We start from the raw sequence: 19897 nt of genomic DNA, 5'->3' as shown, positions 1-19897 counted from the left end.
CATGAAAACGGTATTCCCGTCAGATCCATCCCGGTACAGGACGGTGATCATTGTCATCGCCCAGTACATCCGCAACGGGATTATCCTGGCGCTATGGTTGAGTCTTGCCTCCTCCATGGCGACAGCGGATCTGCGGGAATTGCCGTTGCAACAGAACAATCAAGGGGATTGGTATTTACCGGCAGGTCTGTACACCGGCAACTTTATCATTTCCCGTAGCGTGGAATTTTATTGCGAAGCCGGCGCTATGATTGACGCCAATGGACAAGGCGACGCCATTCGCATTAAAGCACCGAACACCCAGGTCCGGGATTGCAACGTCCGCCATTGGGGGCGAAACCTGACAGACCTCAATGCCGGCATTTTCGTTGAACGTCAAGCCACCAATACCGTTGTTCAACAGACTGTACTGGAGGGCGCCGGATTCGGTATCTGGGTGGACGCAACTCCTGATGTGACACTGTCCGGGAATCGCATCCACGGTGATACATCCATCCGTTCCCAGGACCGCGGTAACGGGATACATCTGTTTGCAGTGACCGGTGCCCTGGTGACCGGCAATGAAGTCTGGCATACCCGGGATGGAATCTATATCGATACCTCTAACGGCAACACCCTGAAAGAAAACTTCCTTCACGACCTGCGCTACGGTGTGCACTACATGTATTCGCACAACAATGAGGTCATTGGAAACCACACACTACGCACCCGAACCGGCTACGCATTAATGCAAAGCCGCCGGCTGACAGTGACCGGCAACCTGTCTGAACAGGATCAGAATTACGGCATCCTGATGAATTACATCACCTACTCCACACTTCGGCAAAATCGTATCACCGGCGTCAGGCAGGGTACTGCGGGAGGTTCCGCCATTGACGGTGCAGAAGGAAAAGCCCTGTTTGTGTACAACTCGCCATTCAATATTTTTGAAAACAATCGCTTCGAAAACAGCGATATCGGGATACATCTCACCGCAGGATCAGAAGACAACCAGGTGAGCGGCAACGCCTTCATCAACAACCAGCGTCAGGTCAAATACGTAGCAACCCGACTACAGGAATGGTCTCTTGAGGGGCACGGCAATTATTGGAGTGACTATCTCGGCTGGGACCGCAATGGAGACCAGATTGGTGACATCCCCTACGAGCCAAACGACAGTGTTGACCGGCTACTCTGGACTTATCCGCAGGCACGCTTGCTGATGAACAGCCCGGCAGTGGATGTGCTCAGATGGGCACAGCAAGCCTTTCCGGTGGTCAAGTCTCCGGGCGTGCGAGACAGTGCTCCGCTCATGCAACCTCCTGATCCAGGAGTAACGTTAACCAGGACGGCAGACGGAGGTAATTGAAGTGCTACATCTGAAAAATGTCACCAAATGCCTGGAAGCAGCCTCAAACAAGCTGAAACAACCGACGGTAAACAATCTGAGTCTGAACCTGGCAAAAGGCGAAATTCTCGGTCTCTTTGGACACAATGGTGCGGGTAAGACCACCACGATCAAAATGATCCTGGGCATCCTGCCGGTGGACTCTGGAGATATCCAGGTTTTAGGCTATTCCCCACGACATGTTCAAGTCCGGAGAAGTGTGGGTTACCTTCCTGAAAATGTCATGTTCTATCCCCAACTGACAGGAAGGGAGACACTGAACTACTTTGCCAGATTAAAACAGACCGACAGCCACCAAGTGGAGCAACTCCTGCAGCAGGTGGGCCTGTCTGATGCGGCAAGTAGAAAGGTTAAAACCTACTCCAAAGGAATGCGCCAGCGTTTGGGCCTCGCCCAAGCCCTTCTGGGACAGCCCCAACTATTATTGCTGGACGAGCCGACAGTCGGTCTGGATCCAATCGCCACGGCTGAACTCTATGCCCTGATAGAACAGCTGCGCCAGACCGGCACCAGTGTCATTCTTTGCTCGCACGTGCTCCCTGGTGTCGAATCTTTGCTGGATCGAGCAGCAATTATGTCTCGGGGCCAACTGTTGGCAACAGGAACATTATCTGAGCTAAGACACCATGCTAACCTCCCCGTTCGCATTCGCATCCAAGGCATCTCTTCTGAAGATTCCTGGTTTGGGAGGTGGAGGGAAATTGTAAGTATCCCCCATCAAATATCTGACCGGGTCGCCGAGATCACTATCTCCCCTGAACACAAGATGGTCATTCTCAAAGCTTTAATGGCGCACCCTCACATTACCGATGTGGATCTCCGCCTGCCTGGTCTGGAAGACATCTATCAATACTTTATGACAGGCGGCACAACCGCCCCTGACAGCCAGCGTGATCAAAATCCCGTCCGGGTTTCACAAGCCAGATTATCTTCTACGGAGAATGTCGCATGAACAGTATCCGGTATATTGCCCAAAAAGAATTTCGAGATGGCTTGCGCAACCGATGGATACTGGCAATCACTCTGGTATTCGCCCTGCTCTCTTTGGGCATCACCTGGTTTGGCGCTGCGGCATCAGGGCAGGTTGGCTTCACATCTATACCGGCCACTATCGCCAGCCTGACGAGTCTGGCCAGTTTCCTGATCCCCTTAATTGCCCTGCTGATAGCTTACGATGCCATCGTGGGAGAGGAGGAAGGAGGCACATTACTCCTACTGCTGGCCTATCCAATTTCCAGAGGAGAATTGCTGGTGGGCAAGTTTTGCGGACATGCCTTAATACTGGGATTAGCTGCCCTGGCAGGATTCGGTTCAGCAGCATTGGCTATCGGCCTGTTCGCAGAAGGCATTAATCTGATGGAAATGTCATTGGCGTTCGGGCGATTCGTTTTCTCTTCCATGTTGCTTGGTTGGGTATTTCTGGCAATGGGTTATATCGCCAGTGCGAAAGTTGCCGAGAAGTCCCGGGCTGCGGGGCTGGCTCTGGCCATCTGGTTTTTGTTCGTACTGGTTTTCGACCTTTCTCTACTGGCTTTTTTGGCAATCAGCCAGGGAAAACTCAGTCCAGAGCTATTGCCTTGGCTGCTAATGCTCAACCCTGCAGATATTTATCGCCTGATAAACCTCACGGCCTTGGATGGCTTTGGGGGTGTAAGCGGAGTTTTGGCTCTGGGCTCAGATCTGCCGGTTAGCGATGGCCTTTGGTGGGTACTGTTAGGGTGGATTGCGATTCCACTGTCCCTGGCCCGCTGGTTGTTCAGTCGCAGAACGATTTAAATTTATCTATCTGGAGCAAGGGTTCCAACATGTTGCAAAATGATTTCCGTGCAAATTTACGCATATTATCCCTGGTGACGATCATTCTCTCACTACTAACCGGCTGCTCTCCTACAGAAGCCACGGACCAACCCTCATCTTTTGGGCCCGTGGGAATTGAACCCGGTGACGAATGTCATATCTGCGGAATGATGATTTCACGCCAACCGGGCCCCAAAGGCGAGTTCGTAGGAAAAGATCAACGTGTCTACAAATTCTGCTCTACCCACGAACTCTTTGTCTGGATGCTACAACCGGAAAACCAGCACTTACAGGGAGAAATCTTCGTCCACGACATGGCCAGAACCGACTGGAACCGCCCTGATGATTCCCATCTGATTGAAGCCAAAACAGCCTGGTATGTGATCGGATCGTCGGTCCAATCCGGCATGGGACCGACCATCGCCTCTTTCAAACGCGCCGAGGATGCCCAAAAATTCATCGACGAATACCACGGCAGACTATTTTCGTTCGAGCAAATATCCTTGAATGAGCTTTAAACTGACGGCGGCTCACCAATTTAAACTGACAGTAGCACACAATAGTTGAAAGCCCGGGACTTCTCTCTATCCCCAAAATGACTGTCATTCACCCTGCAGTCTGGAGCGCATTCAACCTGCTTTGGCGCTCTGCCGTCTCTCTTGAAAAGAGATAGGCAAAGACCAAAAAGCCGGATACCAGGTTGAGATAGCGCCAGTAAAAGAGAACTTCCCCCATGGGCGTGGGGGCTTCAACATAATAGAAAACGCCTACCGGTAGTTGAATCAACACCAATGACCAGCGAAACAACCTTTCGAATTTATTGGAGGGGCGAATAGTAAAAGCCAGGGCAAAAAACGCAAAGTATGCCAAATGCCACTTCAACATACTGAACACCATCTGCCATTGAATATCCTGTGCATTCAGAGGTTCATTCATTTCCGCCATGGTGAGCATACTCAAGATATGATGATTCTCAAGGAAATCCAGTACCCCGCCAGCCAAACCTGAGACCAATACCAATAACAGAAGATTGCGGGCATGGTGCTGCCATAGCACCTGAACCAACAGAAAAACCGTCATGGAATAACAAGCGATAAAAATGTTATCCAATCCGATTATGGTCCGAAGAGGCCCTGCTCCTTCAATTAGCTGAGCCGCATAGGCAGATGGCGGCATAAACCATTCAAAGGTTTGTTGTGATACACCGGTGACTAGACTGATACCGATCATTGAGATCAGCATTATTCCGGAAGCCAAAGAGGTGAAGACCAATTGTTGGGACTTACTCATCGTGGAATCTCCTGTCATTTCAAGATATCCAGAGCTTACCCAACACAGAGTTCAGCGCATTAAACTAGTTTTATTTCCGGCACGATTCAGGATGAAAGAAAAAGCAGGTTGAAAGAAAATGCAGAATAAAAGTCAGCGACGCCTTAAGCGGCTCAACATCACAGGAGTGATCCCCAGGTAAGAGGCAATATGATATTGGGGCACCTGCTGCTCAAGATCCGGGTATTCACGCAACAGGCTTTGATATCGTTCCCAGGCGCTCATCGTCAGAAATTCGTGTTCACGCCGGGCCTTCTTCATAAACAGGGACTCCGTCAACAATCGGCCCGCTCGCTCCCAACACGGGTAGGTGTCGTAAAGCTTTTGGAAGTCGATGAACGGAGCGACCAGCAGTTCACAGTCCTTCAACGCCTGGATTGAGACCGTTGAGGGCTCTCCAGACAACAGATCGAACAATGATCCGGTAAAGCTTCCGGAAAGCACAAATGCCTTATTGAATTCAGATCCCTCAGAGGTGGCGTAGTACTCTCTCATTGACCCTTTTACTATGTAGGCCAGGTAGCGGGCAGGTTGACCGGCTCTCAGGAGACAGTCACCGGCTGCCAGGTTCATGGGCCGCATTAAATCAATAAATGCCTCCCACGCAGGATCAGAGATACCGGAAAAGGTATTCTGTTGATTACGCAGGGCCACCAATGGGCCAATGTATTGATGAACCACAATCAATCCGTTGATTTCAATCAGGCACATAGTTGCCGGTCAGTCGCCGAAGAATGGTCTGTAACTCGTCGACACTCATATCAACGTGCTCGACCACCCGACCATAAAGCATGGGAGTGGGAACATTGCGACCATTTCTTTCCTGCTGTATCTGGTTCAGACAATACAGTACGACGCGTTCTTTCTTCGTCAGACCATCGCGTGCATCGGGTATGTTGTCGTATTCGTCCTTAGGCATGCTGCCTCCACCAGTGTCACCAGAATATTCATATGCATTGTCCACGGATTGGGTCCGGCAGCAAGATCGTGGCTCATTAAATATTGACAATATACCTCATATCAACAGAAAACCTGCGGAGTCCCATCTATCGTCCCGACCATATAGCCTGCGGATTTCCTTCTCCCTCATTTACCTACCCTTCGCCCTCATTCATCTACAACGTATAAATCTGCATGGGGGCGTATTCTTCCTTTTTCTCCCTGGTCACGATACTTGGGCTGACATTGATGAACTGAACTTCCTTTACCCGTCCATTGAATTCGGGAATCGAACTCCCACCCTCAACCTCAATGATGTACCTCAGGTACAACCAGCGACCATTATTTCTGGCCCCTAGAAATCTTTCCGCCTCGTTAAGATCCATCGACAGCATTGGTAACTGATCATAGTTGGTAATATTGACGTTAATTCGCTTGGGGAGGTTGATCATTGAATTATTCCCCTTCAACTCAATGACTTTCTTGTGCCTGACAGGAAAGCCGTGTTGTTTCACATCATATTTACCTAACTCTGAGGAGATGGTGATTTGATACGTCGGTTTCAATGAATGCCGACTTAGATCGTCAGCCAAAAGACCGGCCGAACGCTGAATTTCTTTTTGATAGGTGATTTCATTATTCCGGAGCGATACAGCCTTCAGGCCTATCCGGCTCTTAAGATAGTCTTCACCGTAAGGGCTCATATCATTACCGGGCTGGTTTGATAACCACTCCAGCATCATCGGATGCCAGGTCAGCTGACGATAGTTGTTGGCGCCAGGCGTCTCATAGTCGAGAGTATCCCTCGTGACAATATCGTTCCAGCAAGAGATGCACTTTCCATTAACGTAGGTGTGGTGCCCATTCATCGTACAGGCACTCAGCGATACGATAAGCAATAGCAGCACCAGTTCCCTGATAACCATTTTCCCTCAGCCTCCATGAATTATTTGGAGGTGCAATCTAGAAAGGTTGTCACCTTATTACAACCTGGGGGTACCCCTAGGTTTCAGGGCAATCAGACCCGGCGGCAGACTCATCATCTACAGCCGGATCATTTGAAAAGGCGCTAAAAGCTAATGTTTTTAAAAGACTAGTGTTCTTAAAGACTAGTGCTCTAAAAAACTGACGTTCTTAAAAACTGCGTCTCTTAAAAACTATAGCGGCCGGCGTTGCAGACCTTCTTCTTCCATTGCTTCGAGGCTTGTCATGTCATCCATACCAAAGCTTCTGAGCATCAAAGGTGGGTCATTGGGCGCGACTCCTGTCCACTGTTCCAGCATCGCATAGGCACGTTTCTTATCCTTCTGGTTCAGCGTGAGGATGTTGGAACCGTGGTTCCCTCCTTTCACCATGAAAGTGTAAGTGCTGCGAGGCTCGGAGTTGGGAACAAAAAACGCGGCTGCTGTCCAAGGATCAATGTCGCCATAGATGAACATAACATTGTTACTTCTCAATGCTGCATAGGTTGCCACATCCCACATGGCCCAATAGTCGAAACGCTGACTTGGCCATTCACTGACGTATGCGCTGTAGTCATTAGGATCAAACTGAAGCAGGTCATCCATGTGTTTGGTCAGCAGTTTTGGGTAACCTAACTGGGTGATTGCCTGATAGAAATAAGCTTCATACTGAGCAAGGCCCGTATCCGAAGAAAACGTCAATGGACCCCAGGCCAACATGAAATCAAACAATTCCTGGTCACTGGCTGTATCGGCTGGAATATCCTTACAGTAGGCCAGATCTCCGTACTGGAAAAACTGGAAATACAGTTCGCCAATGGTGAGATCAAGAACCCGGTCTAACCCTCCTGGCATATTGAACTCCAGACCGTGCTGGACCGCATAAGTCTGAATGTAAGCCTTCATGGTTTCACGGTGTTCCAATACCGTACGCTGATATTGCTTAAGGTCGTCGCGACAGGCCTTGGTACCTACTTCATTCTGGAATTTGACATAACGACGGTCCAGGCGGCCAAAGCTTAACGGCGCTACATTGGCAACAGTGCCATCCACATCGTTAGGGAAAAAGCGGCGATGGTACATGGCTGTCATACCGCCTTTACTGGCACCGCGGGAGATCCATTTTCCTGAATAAAACGGACGAATCGCCTGAACAATGCGATGGTGGTCATTGGCCGCCTGTTCGATAGTCAGATATTTCCAGTCCAATGGTTCCGGCGTGGATTCCGCAAAATAACGGTGTTCTATCTTTAACTGACTCGCGTCCAGTACCTTCGTCAGATTGTAGCGGTAGGTGCTGACCGAGATATCGTAACCATTAGTGGCCAATACCATGGGCGCGTCCACTGATTTATGCAGTAGAACCATACGCTGCTTGAACGTTCCCATCGCAGGGTTTTTGTGATCAATAGGCTGTTCATAACGAATCAGTATGTAACGATAGCCGGAGGGAGGATTATCCAGTTCCTGTGCTTCCATTCCCGGTACCGCATTCAGGTACTCAAGGATATCCGGTGCTGGTACAGGGCTGGCGAAACTGATACTGCAAAAAAACAGGGAAAAGAGAAGCGCAAAGAATGTCGAATGACGTGAACTAGTATGCATATCCATTGTAGCCTTTTTCATTAAGTTCCTTTTTCCAGGCGTAGAGCGACTGACATTACAGCCGGCTCAGGCAATGAATCTAACGGTATAGACAACCGTTATTCCGCAAGAGTTGCTTTTATTATTCTTGAATTAAGAATCCTCAGCCGATCCATGCCCGGGATTTATTGTTTGAATTTAACTGATATGTGTCCGGGTTGTAACACTCCTTCAACGACGTTAGGGAGTGCCATTATAGACAGGAAAAATGACAGATTTAAACTTGTGTTGCGGCAGGGGCTAAAGATGGTGTTATGACAGGATATAAGACTGTAACTTATTGAGATGGCGATTAAATTGTTCTCGATGTTATCGCTTTATGCAAGCCGTACAGGACGGCTTGCTTGCAAAGATGGTGGTATTTACTTACGTGTTTTCAGTACTGCCCCACCGATGAACAAGGCTGACAACGCAAAGATCCCGTAGTGATTCCAGGGATTCCTCTTACGATCAGACAAAGAATACTGCTGAGACAGCTCTGCCTTGTATTCGTCATCCAGATCACCTGCCGAGAATTCTTCAACATTGATGGCCATCAGATCGCAATCCCAGGTCCACACATCAGCCCCCAGCAACGCGAATCTCTGACAGGCATAACCCACTGAATATCCATCTTCGAATGTAGGTGCCCCATCAATTTCGAAGAGTTCATCCCCGGTTTGAAAGAACAATGGAACGCCTTTAGCGTAAGACATGGTTGGTGCCAGTGCACCTACCGCCAACAATACTGCCAAAAAGAATTTTTTCATTTACTAAACTCCGTTTATATTCATTATAAAAAGCCACAGCCAGGGTAGTTTCCGTCTCACCTCCTTATCTTGCCTCTGATTTGATGATCGTATTCTTGATCACTCCACTATCGGAGAAACTTATATCGGTTTCCCAAGAATCACTTTGAAAATCACAATACAGAGCACAATAAATACAAACACGATATTCACTCCAAGCATGGAGAAGACCAACTTGGGGTTTAAAGTGGTTGTTGCTTTATTGATAAAGAAACCAAACAACACTGAAATTATTGCCAGCGGCGAAGTGATAAACATCACGATCAGGAAGACATATCCTGAAGCAGGAGGATGGCCGGACCGCATATATGCCATGGCATAAAATATGACGGCAATTGCAGTCATTACCAACAATCCCGTCGTGACCACGACGTATTCCCTTAACTTCTTCACCAACCACCAACAATATCTGACAAAAAGTTATTATCTTGAAGGAAGGTAGCCCCAAAGCACATTGGCTGCAAGATTATAAGTGACAAAAAGTTAACAATACAGTGAATACACTAGAAAATAATTGAAACGCAGGATGCGGGATATACATCCTCAATCTGAAAAGTTCTGCATTAGAAGGTATGTGGCTAGTCAGAAGTTATAAAGTGAGTCAAAAGTTATAAAGTGAGTCAGAAGATGTGTGAAAAATAGAAGGCAGGTATAAAAATGAAGGTTCTGAGCACGATGACAATATGAGGGATTGAGTTTCTTACTATCTACAGCTTTCAACCGACAGCTTTTGCATCGACAGAGAAGGCAAACAGAAACGTACTTCCCCTTAGCCCAAAGGGTCTAAGCATAATGGGGAGCTTAGCTTGAAAGTTATCTCGGAACGCCATAATGAGTTCCGTTTACGCCATCACGACCACCTCTCACCTTGTAGCTCAAAAAACATACTTATACATTGCAAATGTGTCGCAACGGATGACTCTTCATCCGGTACTTATTGCTGAGGCCGGTGCAGGTCGCCTATCGATACGCCTGATAACTGAATGCAGTTCAGGAAATAAACAAAAATAACGATGGATGTTACGCGAGGTAAAGCAACGATGAAAATCGTCAAGCCATTTGCAATTGTATTAACCGGGCTGTGCCTTACGGCCAACTTCGCCCATGCGGGAGATACCATAAAGTCCTATACCAGTACCCTGTACCAGCTGGATGACAGCGACGCCAGGGCTAAACGGATAAGACTGATCTATACCGTACAGAACGCCTGGAATCAGAGCCATTACCCGGAAGGTATCAAGGAAGTAAAACTGGTACTCAACGGCGGTTCGGGTTTTGATATGACCAATATTCCCTCCCGACAAACCCTCTATGAGTACGGCACCAGCGCCGACTACCGTTACACAGTTCCCACAGCATTTCAGCTTAAGGTGGGCTACCAGGATGGCGCTATCCTGCGTCACTTGAGTCACGCTCCTGCCAACACCATTGCCAGCGCTCAAGTCAGTGAATCCACAGACTTCAACCTGGGGGTGACACTGAACGAGGAGTCTCCCAGCATTACCGGTGGGGTATCCTGGAGCACACGGATCACCTATAACCAGGAGGAATTCAAGACCATCACAGACTTTGACCAGTCAAACGAAGGTATCACCTGGGATATCGTCAATCAGACGATCAAACACCGTACGCCACCCAAGGATAACCTGTTGTATGCGTGGACCTACCTTTTCTGGGGCTGCAGTATCAATAACCTGATTCCCACCAGTGAACTCCCCACGGTCATGACTTCAGACTTCAAACCGGAAGCAGCGGTCCTCTACCGCAAGCGGGACCTGAACGATGGAGTTAACTACTCCCGCCTGAAGCTTGAAGCTAACTGGCAGAAAACCCACTACCACTTCGCCCGCGACTGGTGTTCGTTCTATTCCAACTTCAGTTGGAAGGGCTACAGCGACTATAGCGAGTGGACCAAAGCGAGCCGCATCGTCACGGTTTCCTGGAACGACAGCCTGTATCACTAGGCCTCCATTGAAACCTCACAGGTGCCCTGACAATTAACAGGGCACCTTAGGACTTAACAGGCAAACAGAAGACACACAGAAGTGTAATCAAAAAGGTATTCAGCATGTCACTCAAAAAACTTGCTCTTTGGGGATCATCTCTTTGTCTGCTCGCGGCAGGAGCTCTCGTTTATTTTCCCGGCACCAACTCCAAGGATCAGTCGGTTAGCGGGCAAACAGACGAAACGATCAGCGTTGTTGCCGAAGAGGGCCAAAGCAGGACACTATCATCTGAGGCACCGGATACAGATTCCAACAATCCGACAGATGAGGAAGAGGTTGTCCGGGATACAGGGCCCTGGGTATCACAGGCTTCAACAGAGCTAAGTTCTGAGCTTTACGATTTTATCGAAGCAGAACAGCTCAGATACGTTGATATCAGCACCTATCCATTCGACCCGCAAACCGAAAAACTGCTGCGTAAGTTATCGCAGACAGGAGAAATAATGCTGTTCGATAACACCGAAGCTGACAGGCTGGGAGGTCTCAGTGAAACCCCGTCAGATATTATCGCAGATTATTATGGTACAGCCGCGGAAGCAGACGTGATTGTTGCCACCAGCGTTAAAACCGCCGATGGCGGAATTAACTTCATGGTACTTCCTGTTGCGAAAAAGGAAGAAAGCAACTCTTTACCGGAAGACATCAAGGTCGCCGTTGCTCTGCTCAAACAGGAAAAGGCCAACAAGGAGATGATGTAGTTTCATGTCCCGGCGCAGGCACAAACACAGGTGTTAATGCCGGGTAGCATCAAACATTCACTCAATCCCTGACAACCCTTGCTTCACCTTGGCCAGGAGCCGCGCCAGCTCTTTCTTTTCATCCTTGTTCAGGTCTCTGAGAACTTGCTCAGAGACCTCCTCACCGACCTTCCTGGCCTTCCCCAACCTGGGTTGAAGCGGAGTAGTCAGAAAGATCCAGGTCTTTCGCTTATCCACCTCATCAACCTCCCGATAGACATAATTCAAATCTTCCAGCTTTTTAAGCAGAACGGTCATCGTCGATTTGGTGACGCCCAGGAATTCCCTTAATTCCGTTACGGTAGCTCTCTGATAGAGGTTCAGGTACATCAGGATATCTGCATGGCTGACGGACAGATTCGCATCCAGCTCCGACTTGAGTCGCCTTTCCAGCAATCGCTGAATGGCCTTATTGATTACTGAGATCTGGAAAAAGAGCGCTTTCTCTCCCAGTCTCAATTCATCTTCAACGCTTTCTGTCATCACTCACATCTCGAAATTGAACGCGGTTTTACCGCATGGTTACCGGTGCCTCACAGGATAGAGCCCCTCTCCTCTCAGTTCTTCAGGTTCTCACTTCCCGCCCACATTTTCTATTCAGCCTTTCGAATCACACTTACTGGCCCAGTCTACAGATCTCACATATTGCTCATATGTTGCTCAAGCACAAATAGTACTGTATCGTACCATTATAGTACGTCATCGTACTATTTTTTTAGAACTCATCACGCAGGAGTCAGTGAAATGACACAGTATAGCTATAACGATCTGATAAAACGCTGTACCGATACGGAAGCTTCACTAGTAACACTGGAAAAAGAAGGTCACTACGCCGTTGTCACCATGAATGACCCCAAACGGCTGAATTGTCTGAGCGGGCCTCTCACCGTTCAACTACTGGACAAGTTATCCCAGGCTGCCGCCGATACGGATGTACGTACCATCATCCTGACAGGAGCAGACCCCGCTTTTAGTGCAGGTGGAGATATGGAGCTGATGCAAATGGCCCATGACAGCATAGGACACCAGTCGCCGGAGGGGGTCACCATCATGCGCAACTGGATTCGTTATCAATTCGGTGGTGTCGCCCGCCTCATCAAGCAAACTGAAAAATTGGTCATCTCAGCGATTAACGGTGCCGCAGCGGGTGTCGGGTTATCTTTCGCCTTTGCTTCCGACATCTTGATCGGATCAGAAAAAGCCCGCATTGTCCCCGCCTTCGGCAAAATTGGATTGACCCCGGAAGTCGGCACCAGCTGGTATCTCACCCGGAAGCTTGGCTATAACAAGGCAATAGAGTATTACCTTAAGGGGCAGGAGTTGAGTGCAGAAGAAGCTCTGTCTCACGGCATTCTCAATCAGGTTGTCGCTCATGAAGAGCTTCTCGATGCCGCGATTGCTTATGCTGAACAGGTTCACCATCTGCCCGCCAGTGTTTTCGGAATGGCTAAAACACTCCTCCGCCGTGCCGGGGAGGTGCCTTGGGATCAGGCAATTGAACTGGAAGAATTTATCGAGCCCATTTGTTTTACCACAGAGTTTCACCAAAAGGCTGTCAGTCGTTTTCTGGGACGTTAGAAATTACGCGTGCAGCTGTACCGCACGCCATTTTCATGGAGAATCATACCTAACGACAGATATGACATTTCATTACCTAGCACCAATAACCAGCGATCAACAAGTGATTTAGGTTTTAAAGCCTATTGTGAAAAACACTCTCCTTGACTAGAGTAGATTTCGACCAGTTATGGCAGTCCTATCGACCGACTAAATACTGGCAGGCAGTCGAGGACACAATCCTGACTGCACCCCACACAAAGGCAAAACAATACGTTGCCTTTCCTTACGGCGATGCTGCTGACCGCGGCTTATCTCTGTAGAGGTAGGAATGGCTTCTAAGGAAGGAGAACCTAATGAACAAATATTTACGACTCACCGTTCCAGCGCTGCTGGCGGCGTCGCAATTGGCACTGGCGGACGACGTATGGATCACCACCGATGCAGAAGGACTCAATGCCATCCAACGTCACTTTCCAGAACTCGTTGATCAAAACGCAGTTCGGGCGTTCACCTCAAACGGCATTTCTGCGCTCAAAGTCAGTGAAGAGCAAGTCCCTGCAATTTCAGAGATGATGCATCACGAACTGAATCGTTGTGGTGGATTTATTGCCCATGAGTCTCAAGAGTCTGCACAAGGCGCAGCCCTGTTTGACTCACTGATTGCTCCTGCTCTTGCAGTACAGCCACCCGACTACAGCATCGACAACGGTGAAGTGGTCAACGCCATGCAGGGCAAGGTGAAAGAGACCGATATTCGCTCCACCATCCAGAGCCTCGCCAATTTTACCAATCGCTACTACACCGCCTCCGGAGGCTTGCAGGGAGCCCAATGGATCAAGAATAAATGGCAAAGCCTTGCCGGATCACGGAGTGATATCACGGTAGAGTTTTTCAACCACAGCTGGCAGCAACCCTCAGTGATCATGACAATTCAGGGTAAAAGCAAACCCAATGAGATTGTCATCCTTGGCGGGCATCAGGACTCTATCGCCGGCTTCAACACCGGTGAAAACACACGCGCTCCGGGTGCCGATGATGACGCCTCCGGAATCGCCACCCTGACCTCGGTGATCACAGCAGCCATGGAGACCGGATACAAGCCGGATCGGACGGTCATGTTCATGGGCTATGCCGCGGAGGAAGTCGGCCTGCGCGGATCCCAGGATATCGCTCAGTCATTCCGCAATCAGGGCAAAGATGTCGTGGGTGTCCTGCAGCTGGATATGACCAACTACAAAGGTTCCAGCGGCGATATCTATATCATGGAGGACTACACCAACTCCGCTCAAAACCAGTTCCTGGCAGACTTGGTCAGCGCCTATCAACCCTCTGTAACTCTGGGCTACAGTGAATGTGGTTATGGTTGTTCGGATCACGCTTCCTGGAACAACCAGGGCTATGCTGCATCATTCCCATTTGAGTCCACCTTTAACGGCTCCAACCCTTACATCCATTCTGCCAACGACACGATCGATAAGAGCGGCGGCAACGCTGACCACGCGGTCAACTTTGGTAAACTGGCAGCGGCTTATGTGGCAGAACTGGCGAAAGGGGATTTCACTGATGATCCAGGACCTGATCCGGATCCAGGCGATGAAGTCACCGAGAACTTTGAAGGTGACGTCAACCGTGGAGTGAATGATCAGTTGGGCCCGTTCAAAGTAGAATCCGGCACTGAATTCAGTGCGGTGATGACCGGAACTAACGATGCTGACCTGTATGTCCGCGTTGGCGCGGCTCCAACCACCAGCCAGTACGACTGCCGGCCATATAAAAACGGTTCCTCCGAAACCTGCAACCTTACCGTCCCACCTGGTGAAGATGAGGTTTATGTCATGGTCAGGGGTTATAGCTGGTCAAGCTCTCATTACAATCTTGAGGTCACCTATACCCAGATCAAGTAATGGTATCTAAATCGTACTGATAACTTCAGTGCTAATCGGCCTTTACGTCTGTGATCATAGATACGATTCGCAGGCGTAAAGGCCTTCCGCCCTATTCGGCTCAACCCTCACCACAATAATCCAGACAAAAAGCCTATAGTTTGGATATCTCCATTACCGCATGCACTTGCACTTAAGTCCCCCTTCTGGAACAGCAGAATCCTGCGTATAGTTCTCCCCGGTATTCGTAGTCGAGGCGATACCTCATTGGGTTAGCCGCTCATATTTGCGGTTAACAGGCAATGACATCCATGCAGCTGGCAGGCATAAGCACAAAAAATCGATGCTATGCGAATGGGAACTTCATTTTTGTAAAGGACTAGTTAATGAAACGTTCAACAATTTTGCTGCCATTCATATTCGGCCTACTCACCACCCTGATGGGAACTTCGGCATTGGCAGACGAAGTCAGCCTGATAAAGGCAGACTCCAGAATCCACGGCCGTTACGGCTTTTCCTGGCAAACCTACACTGCTGATATCCTGATAGAGAATATTGCCCGAGACAAAAAAGTTTCGATGCAGTACCTGGATGATGATGGTCAATGGAAACGGCAGGACGCCAGATTCGATCATATGATCGACAACAACAAGGAAGTGTGGCGAATCTCGGAAACCCGCATGCTGCATCACCCTAATGAGCCGACTCAACAACCCCTTAACCTGACTTTCGCCCTAGAGTATGAAGTTGATGGTACTGTCTTCTGGGACAATAACCATGAGCAAAATTACTTTCTTCCAGCGGATTCAGGGGAATATATCGGCTCAAATATCCAGGTTGACTATGCTGGAGCACTCGCACCTTATGATGCTCAATATGGAGAGAACAGCACGCACTTTGACGGCCGCTTCAGTGTGGGAGTTTTGCTAAAAAACCTTGGCTATGCCAAAGACGTGAAAGTTCACTACACACTGGATAACTGGAAGACAACTTATGTTAAAGATCTGACCTTCCAGTACGGACGATTAGTGGGATACAGTTGGGTAACCTATCCCAATGCCAATGGGGTTGAATACTGGAGCATGACGTCAACCGGCGAGGAAATGCAGGATCCTACCTCCAACATCGTTGAGTATGCGGTCTCCTACCAGGTCAATGGCGACACTTATTGGGACAATAACTTTGGGCGGAATTATCAGATAGACATCATTCACCGATAAGCCAATCACTTACGCCTGACAGACAATCGTTCTGTCAGGCGTCTTTCGATTTTACGCAAATCTCCCTGCTGACGGGCAACTTACCGGCTGTGACCTCAACTTTTCTGCTTATCAAGCAACGACAGGAAGTCATCATTCAGCCTTAAATCATATATATAGAAACTGTCATCCTTCTCGCGATTAACACATTCCCGGAAATTTATCGTCCAGGGCGAGACTTCAATCAGGTCATCCAGAAAGTTTTTATAACCACTGTCGGAATATGCAAAAACAAGTCTGCCATTCCGCTCTATATGATACGCACTTCCCAGGATCAGCATTTCCAAAAGCCAGCGTTTACCATGGAAGCATTGTGCCATCCGATGATGACGAAGTTTCCATATCTGTGAGGTCCTTGAGAAAGGCAGATTGGCAATGATCAGATCAAACTTTTCATTGGTCCCAACTTTCTCAAAAGGATGATTTTTGCGGACAGTATAGAACGCGGTATTTTCCCTGACACCATTACGCCAGGCGTTGATCCGCGCCACATTAATTTCCTGATCGTCGATATCGATGCCGGTCACCTGACAACCTCTTTGCCTGGCGAGTGTAACCGCGTAATAACCGGTTCCCGTACCGAGATCCAGAACTTTCGAGCTTGGCACAACACAGGATTTCACGTATTCAAGTAACAAGGTAGATACCTTGCCAAACGTCGGGTTGAACGAATGGCTGGGTATATCAAACTCCAGCCCTTGATAATAATATTTCTGATCGCCCGACAGGCTTTCATGCTTTTCAATAATTCCTTGAATAATAGAGACCTTTGCCGGCAACTTTATCTGGGTTAACCAATACCAAATGGGATTGGTTTTATATTGAATATACTCATTTGATCTCCCCTTATGTTTTCGGTCGTCAACATCAGTACCTTTTTGATGACCACCGGAAACGGCTCCCAAAAGCTTCCCAATATAAGGTTCAGACCTTAGCTGGAACAGCACCGGTGTCTTATGGACTCTGCCACTATCCTGAGTCTTTAGCTCCCCTGACAGGCAGTCTCCACTGATTAGCAGCGGCGTCATTCTGGCTCCCCAAACCGGCCTCAAATTGGGAGCATACAAAATGGATAAATAGAATCTTCCAAATGATCGTTTCAGGCGATTGATGGAAATATTGGTTTCATGCCGAATGGGGTCATTCCACAAGCCGAAATATATTCCCGGCTTGATATTCCGGCTCCGTACCCCTTGCCAAATCCTGGCCAGAAGAGAAACCAGCGCTATCATCATGATGGATATAAGAGTGATTGCCAGAATGGCAGAGACTAATTCAATTTCGAGACCATTTAAAAAGCTATCAGTCCATCGAACGTTCATCTTTAACTCCCTACGCCTGCCTGCGATAAACACGAAGTCCTTTTCTCGACGGTATCCCGACACTCGCTGCCGGTATTCGCCAAGAGGCTTCCCCTTTTTCAGTTCCCAAGCCCCTAAATCAATCCATGATCTTCCATGACAAATAGCGAAAATATGGAAGTACAGATGAATATTTTTTGTACAAATCGTTTTTTTCAGACTAGCTTAGATTTCCCATTTTGTATAAATATTCACCTTCATATTTCTACCCGTAGAAAGACCGTGAAGAATATATTCCTATTAGAAATAACTCACTTTCAGGATATGGATCTTCTCTAGGTTCAGGTACGAGCAAGTGTAGTCTCAAGACCTTCGCATTTAGGCCCTCTATGCCCCTATCCTTTTACATAATAGCTGTACAGTCGGTCGCTTAATGCTTTATAGCTTGGATCAGACGAGGAACTGAATTTCTCTGGGACCGTTGGAAAAAAGACTCCACTTTCTTCTACCCAGTTACTGTCCAGACGAACATAGATACCCGTCTCATCTTTTCGTACTGCTTCAGCATTTAATTTAACGATAGCCTCAGGCCATTGAGATTTTGGAATTTCTCCCACTTTATTGCTGATAGACAAATCAGTATCCGATAGAGAAACAAGCGCCCTTTCCAATTCAACAAGATCAAAATCAGTCGCCTCGTAATGCCCAACGCATCCGCTTAGCAGAAGCATCAAGCCTAAACATAAGGGCATGAATATTTCTCTCATCCAAAATCCTCCAACCTCGCCACTTCTAGCCACACTTGATACCAAAGTCAGCCACAGTTACCCAGCTAAAAGCCAACTTATACCGACATCCTTTACCGCAGGCAAACGGCTACGGATTTGGACAATGAAATCAAAAATCGAGGTTTACGCCCTCGCAGTATGCTTCTTCTGTGTGATATCTCTACTATTTACCCTATCCTTCAGCGGATATGCGATCATTAGAATCACCACTCCGGAAATCACCCTTCCCTCTTACGAATATCAACGACTTCAATCCAATGCGGCTTATTGGAACAGATACTCTTCAGCAGATAATGCTGTGGCAATGCCCGCCGAAGAAGAACTAACCCAACAAAGATTGGAAGCATATGATATCGCTGTTAGTTCTGAAGCCCGGGATGGAAAGCAGGACCTTTTCCAACAAGCGATTTTTGCTTTGGTAGGCTCAATCCTGCTTCTCATTCACTGGCGAATATTCCGTCAGTTGTCGGCAAGATAATGTTTATTGGGCATCTTCCTGCCGGCTACGTCTGCTCACGATACTTTCACAGGTGGTTTGGCAAAGGTTTTGATTCACCCAAGCGGTGGATGGCTGCTTGCTTACTGGGTGCAATAGCTCCAGATTTTGACCTGCTGTATTTTTATCTCTTTGATAATAGGCAGCATCACCATCATTCCTATTGGTCCCACTTTCCTGTGGTCTGGCTCTCTATGCTGTCGCTCTGCAGCTGTTTCCTTATGACAAGACTTCGATCACAGGGTTGGCTGGCATTCCTATTTTCAGTCAACGGAATAATTCATTTACTTTTGGATAGCATCGTGGGAGATGTCCGCTGGCTGGCACCATTTTCTGATAATACCTTTGCCCTGATTGAAGTTAAGGCGCTGCATGACCCCTGGTGGATAAATTTTTTCTTACACTGGACATTTGGTTTAGAGTTAATAATTCTTGGATGGGCTATTTATCTTGCCACCAGAAGACCTGCTAAGACCAAGTCACTTGAATCTATAGATGATTAAATAAGAACAACAAGCAAGTGGATTGCGACCAAATACACGAAAGTGTGAAGGTAAGGGGCAGATCTGCCCCCCACGATTCTGTTGCTCAATTCCGGAGCGATAATTCTACTTGACCCGATAGACCGCACAGAGCTTGTTGCCGTCGGGGTCGCGGACATAGGCGAGATACATTGCCCCTAAGCTGCCTTCGCGCAGGCCGGGCTGCTCCTCAATGGACTGACCGCCGCAGGAAACCGCTGTGTCATGGAACTCTTGAACTTGTTCGGGCGAGTCGCACTTAAAAGCTATGGTACCTCCATTTGCAAAGGTCGCCATTTCACTGTCGATTGGCTCGGTGAGGGTGTTCAAAACTCTGTGTCAGCCAAGTCAAAGATCGATATGAGCGTCCAGCCGCCCTTCAAAGTGAATCGATAGCTGCGAGAGCGTGAGATTCCAGTTCTGCACCGGATGCGTCCACCGTTCTGTGGCATTCAACATACCAGCGTACAGCAGCTTCAGCAAACTGTTCTCATTGGCAA

General features: G+C 48.3%; 22 protein-coding genes and 1 pseudogene. 11 read left to right on the top strand and 12 right to left on the bottom strand.

Going from position 1 to position 19897, the window contains the following annotated elements; all coding sequences use genetic code 11:
• Nucleotide 1: 1 nt before the first annotated feature.
• The 4 genes from BTA51_RS20580 to BTA51_RS20565 are packed head-to-tail and all read left to right on the top strand — an operon-like array spanning nt 2 to nt 3702.
• Complete coding sequence (locus BTA51_RS20580; RefSeq protein ID WP_094710757.1) at nt 2-1348, top strand: nitrous oxide reductase family maturation protein NosD; 1347 nt, start codon at nt 2-4, stop codon at nt 1346-1348.
• 1 nt (nt 1349) lies between these two features.
• The gene (locus tag BTA51_RS20575; RefSeq protein WP_094710755.1) at nt 1350-2339 is read left to right on the top strand and encodes an ABC transporter ATP-binding protein; all 990 of its coding nucleotides are present in this window, start codon (nt 1350-1352) and stop codon (nt 2337-2339) included.
• Entirely contained in the window at nt 2336-3163 is an 828-nt protein-coding gene (locus BTA51_RS20570) for an ABC transporter permease subunit (RefSeq protein ID WP_094710753.1), read from the top strand. Before BTA51_RS20575 ends, BTA51_RS20570 begins: the two co-directional genes overlap by 4 nt.
• Before the next feature lie 29 nt (nt 3164-3192).
• Nucleotides 3193-3702, top strand: a complete 510-nt coding sequence (locus BTA51_RS20565; RefSeq protein ID WP_094710751.1) for a nitrous oxide reductase accessory protein NosL — start codon at nt 3193-3195, stop codon at nt 3700-3702.
• A gap of 88 nt (nt 3703-3790) precedes the next feature.
• Here BTA51_RS20565 and BTA51_RS20560 read toward each other — a convergent pair whose 3' ends face one another.
• The 7 genes from BTA51_RS20560 to BTA51_RS20530 all read right to left on the bottom strand — a co-directional run bounded on the left by BTA51_RS20560 (nt 3791) and on the right by BTA51_RS20530 (nt 9239).
• Nucleotides 3791-4474 (bottom strand): hypothetical protein, encoded by a 684-nt coding sequence (locus tag BTA51_RS20560; protein ID WP_094710749.1) that lies wholly within the window; start codon nt 4472-4474, stop codon nt 3791-3793.
• A gap of 132 nt (nt 4475-4606) precedes the next feature.
• Complete coding sequence (locus tag BTA51_RS20555) at nt 4607-5224, bottom strand: Crp/Fnr family transcriptional regulator (protein WP_094710747.1); 618 nt, start codon at nt 5222-5224, stop codon at nt 4607-4609.
• The gene (locus BTA51_RS20550) at nt 5211-5432 is read right to left on the bottom strand and encodes a hypothetical protein (RefSeq protein WP_094711038.1); all 222 of its coding nucleotides are present in this window, start codon (nt 5430-5432) and stop codon (nt 5211-5213) included. The genes BTA51_RS20555 and BTA51_RS20550 overlap by 14 nt, the downstream gene beginning before the upstream one ends.
• A 196-nt stretch (nt 5433-5628) precedes the next feature.
• Nucleotides 5629-6378 (bottom strand): DUF4852 domain-containing protein, encoded by a 750-nt coding sequence (locus BTA51_RS20545; RefSeq protein WP_094710745.1) that lies wholly within the window; start codon nt 6376-6378, stop codon nt 5629-5631.
• 231 nt (nt 6379-6609) lie between these two features.
• The gene (locus BTA51_RS20540; RefSeq protein WP_246841113.1) at nt 6610-8040 is read right to left on the bottom strand and encodes a S28 family serine protease; all 1431 of its coding nucleotides are present in this window, start codon (nt 8038-8040) and stop codon (nt 6610-6612) included.
• Between the two features lie 380 nt (nt 8041-8420).
• A complete protein-coding gene (locus BTA51_RS20535; protein WP_094710743.1) occupies nt 8421-8807 on the bottom strand; it encodes a hypothetical protein in 387 nt (128 codons plus the stop codon).
• A 120-nt stretch (nt 8808-8927) separates the two neighbouring features.
• Nucleotides 8928-9239 (bottom strand): hypothetical protein, encoded by a 312-nt coding sequence (locus tag BTA51_RS20530; protein WP_141215644.1) that lies wholly within the window; start codon nt 9237-9239, stop codon nt 8928-8930.
• Nucleotides 9240-9886: 647 nt separating this feature from the next.
• Between BTA51_RS20530 and BTA51_RS20525 the strand changes: the two genes are divergently transcribed.
• Together BTA51_RS20525 and BTA51_RS20520 are read left to right on the top strand one after the other, a co-directional pair.
• Entirely contained in the window at nt 9887-10810 is a 924-nt protein-coding gene (locus tag BTA51_RS20525; protein ID WP_094711034.1) for a leukocidin family pore-forming toxin, read from the top strand.
• Between the two features lie 104 nt (nt 10811-10914).
• Complete coding sequence (locus tag BTA51_RS20520) at nt 10915-11550, top strand: hypothetical protein (protein ID WP_094710739.1); 636 nt, start codon at nt 10915-10917, stop codon at nt 11548-11550.
• 57 nt (nt 11551-11607) lie between these two features.
• On the opposite strand, the gene BTA51_RS20515 is transcribed toward BTA51_RS20520, so the two are convergent.
• A complete protein-coding gene (locus tag BTA51_RS20515) occupies nt 11608-12072 on the bottom strand; it encodes a MarR family winged helix-turn-helix transcriptional regulator (RefSeq protein ID WP_094710737.1) in 465 nt (154 codons plus the stop codon).
• Nucleotides 12073-12333: 261 nt separating this feature from the next.
• Between BTA51_RS20515 and BTA51_RS20510 the strand changes: the two genes are divergently transcribed.
• The 3 genes from BTA51_RS20510 (at nt 12334) to BTA51_RS20500 (ending at nt 16252) form a co-directional block, all read left to right on the top strand.
• Nucleotides 12334-13167: an enoyl-CoA hydratase/isomerase family protein gene (locus BTA51_RS20510; RefSeq protein WP_094710735.1), complete on the top strand. Its 834-nt coding sequence runs from the start codon at nt 12334-12336 to the stop codon at nt 13165-13167.
• 335 nt (nt 13168-13502) lie between these two features.
• Nucleotides 13503-15053 (top strand): M20/M25/M40 family metallo-hydrolase, encoded by a 1551-nt coding sequence (locus BTA51_RS20505; RefSeq protein ID WP_094710733.1) that lies wholly within the window; start codon nt 13503-13505, stop codon nt 15051-15053.
• Nucleotides 15054-15418: 365 nt separating this feature from the next.
• Complete coding sequence (locus tag BTA51_RS20500) at nt 15419-16252, top strand: carbohydrate-binding protein (protein WP_094710730.1); 834 nt, start codon at nt 15419-15421, stop codon at nt 16250-16252.
• A 95-nt stretch (nt 16253-16347) separates the two neighbouring features.
• Here the strand turns inward: BTA51_RS20500 and BTA51_RS20495 are convergent, their stop codons facing one another.
• Nucleotides 16348-17613 carry a methyltransferase domain-containing protein gene (locus BTA51_RS20495; RefSeq protein WP_094710728.1) on the bottom strand — a complete coding sequence of 422 codons (1266 nt, stop codon included), beginning with the start codon at nt 17611-17613 and terminating at the stop codon, nt 16348-16350.
• Between the two features lie 374 nt (nt 17614-17987).
• The gene (locus BTA51_RS20490; protein ID WP_094710726.1) at nt 17988-18359 is read right to left on the bottom strand and encodes a hypothetical protein; all 372 of its coding nucleotides are present in this window, start codon (nt 18357-18359) and stop codon (nt 17988-17990) included.
• A 124-nt stretch (nt 18360-18483) separates the two neighbouring features.
• Here BTA51_RS20490 and BTA51_RS20485 point away from each other — a divergent pair, with 124 nt between their 5' ends.
• Both BTA51_RS20485 and BTA51_RS20480 read left to right on the top strand, forming a co-directional pair.
• Nucleotides 18484-18858, top strand: a complete 375-nt coding sequence (locus BTA51_RS20485) for a hypothetical protein (protein WP_094710724.1) — start codon at nt 18484-18486, stop codon at nt 18856-18858.
• Complete coding sequence (locus BTA51_RS20480; RefSeq protein ID WP_094710722.1) at nt 18858-19379, top strand: metal-dependent hydrolase; 522 nt, start codon at nt 18858-18860, stop codon at nt 19377-19379. The genes BTA51_RS20485 and BTA51_RS20480 overlap by 1 nt, the downstream gene beginning before the upstream one ends.
• Before the next feature lie 105 nt (nt 19380-19484).
• Here BTA51_RS20480 and BTA51_RS20475 read toward each other — a convergent pair whose 3' ends face one another.
• A complete protein-coding gene (locus tag BTA51_RS20475; protein ID WP_246841112.1) occupies nt 19485-19727 on the bottom strand; it encodes a VOC family protein in 243 nt (80 codons plus the stop codon).
• Between the two features lie 18 nt (nt 19728-19745).
• Nucleotides 19746-19897, bottom strand: a pseudogene (locus BTA51_RS20470) (IS256 family transposase); the annotation flags it as partial.

The organism is Hahella sp. CCB-MM4 (genome assembly GCF_002260525.1).
Lineage (GTDB): Bacteria > Pseudomonadota > Gammaproteobacteria > Pseudomonadales > Oleiphilaceae > Hahella.
The sequence above is the reverse complement of the archived record's forward strand: the minus strand, read 5'-3'. Positions and strand labels throughout refer to the sequence as shown.

Coding starts and splice junctions, on each gene's coding strand:
- BTA51_RS20500 (WP_094710730.1), top strand. CDS start 15,419: ATGAAACGTTCAACAATTTTGCTGCCATTCATATTCGGCCTACTCACC.
- BTA51_RS20570 (WP_094710753.1), top strand. CDS start 2,336: ATGAACAGTATCCGGTATATTGCCCAAAAAGAATTTCGAGATGGCTTG.
- BTA51_RS20490 (WP_094710726.1), bottom strand. CDS start 18,359: ATGAGAGAAATATTCATGCCCTTATGTTTAGGCTTGATGCTTCTGCTA.
- BTA51_RS20510 (WP_094710735.1), top strand. CDS start 12,334: ATGACACAGTATAGCTATAACGATCTGATAAAACGCTGTACCGATACG.
- BTA51_RS20525 (WP_094711034.1), top strand. CDS start 9,887: ATGAAAATCGTCAAGCCATTTGCAATTGTATTAACCGGGCTGTGCCTT.
- BTA51_RS20495 (WP_094710728.1), bottom strand. CDS start 17,613: ATGAACGTTCGATGGACTGATAGCTTTTTAAATGGTCTCGAAATTGAA.
- BTA51_RS20505 (WP_094710733.1), top strand. CDS start 13,503: ATGAACAAATATTTACGACTCACCGTTCCAGCGCTGCTGGCGGCGTCG.
- BTA51_RS20480 (WP_094710722.1), top strand. CDS start 18,858: ATGTTTATTGGGCATCTTCCTGCCGGCTACGTCTGCTCACGATACTTT.
- BTA51_RS20565 (WP_094710751.1), top strand. CDS start 3,193: ATGTTGCAAAATGATTTCCGTGCAAATTTACGCATATTATCCCTGGTG.
- BTA51_RS20540 (WP_246841113.1), bottom strand. CDS start 8,040: ATGAAAAAGGCTACAATGGATATGCATACTAGTTCACGTCATTCGACA.
- BTA51_RS20515 (WP_094710737.1), bottom strand. CDS start 12,072: ATGACAGAAAGCGTTGAAGATGAATTGAGACTGGGAGAGAAAGCGCTC.
- BTA51_RS20580 (WP_094710757.1), top strand. CDS start 2: ATGAAAACGGTATTCCCGTCAGATCCATCCCGGTACAGGACGGTGATC.
- BTA51_RS20550 (WP_094711038.1), bottom strand. CDS start 5,432: ATGCCTAAGGACGAATACGACAACATACCCGATGCACGCGATGGTCTG.
- BTA51_RS20520 (WP_094710739.1), top strand. CDS start 10,915: ATGTCACTCAAAAAACTTGCTCTTTGGGGATCATCTCTTTGTCTGCTC.
- BTA51_RS20545 (WP_094710745.1), bottom strand. CDS start 6,378: ATGGTTATCAGGGAACTGGTGCTGCTATTGCTTATCGTATCGCTGAGT.
- BTA51_RS20485 (WP_094710724.1), top strand. CDS start 18,484: ATGAAATCAAAAATCGAGGTTTACGCCCTCGCAGTATGCTTCTTCTGT.
- BTA51_RS20555 (WP_094710747.1), bottom strand. CDS start 5,224: ATGTGCCTGATTGAAATCAACGGATTGATTGTGGTTCATCAATACATT.
- BTA51_RS20535 (WP_094710743.1), bottom strand. CDS start 8,807: ATGAAAAAATTCTTTTTGGCAGTATTGTTGGCGGTAGGTGCACTGGCA.
- BTA51_RS20560 (WP_094710749.1), bottom strand. CDS start 4,474: ATGAGTAAGTCCCAACAATTGGTCTTCACCTCTTTGGCTTCCGGAATA.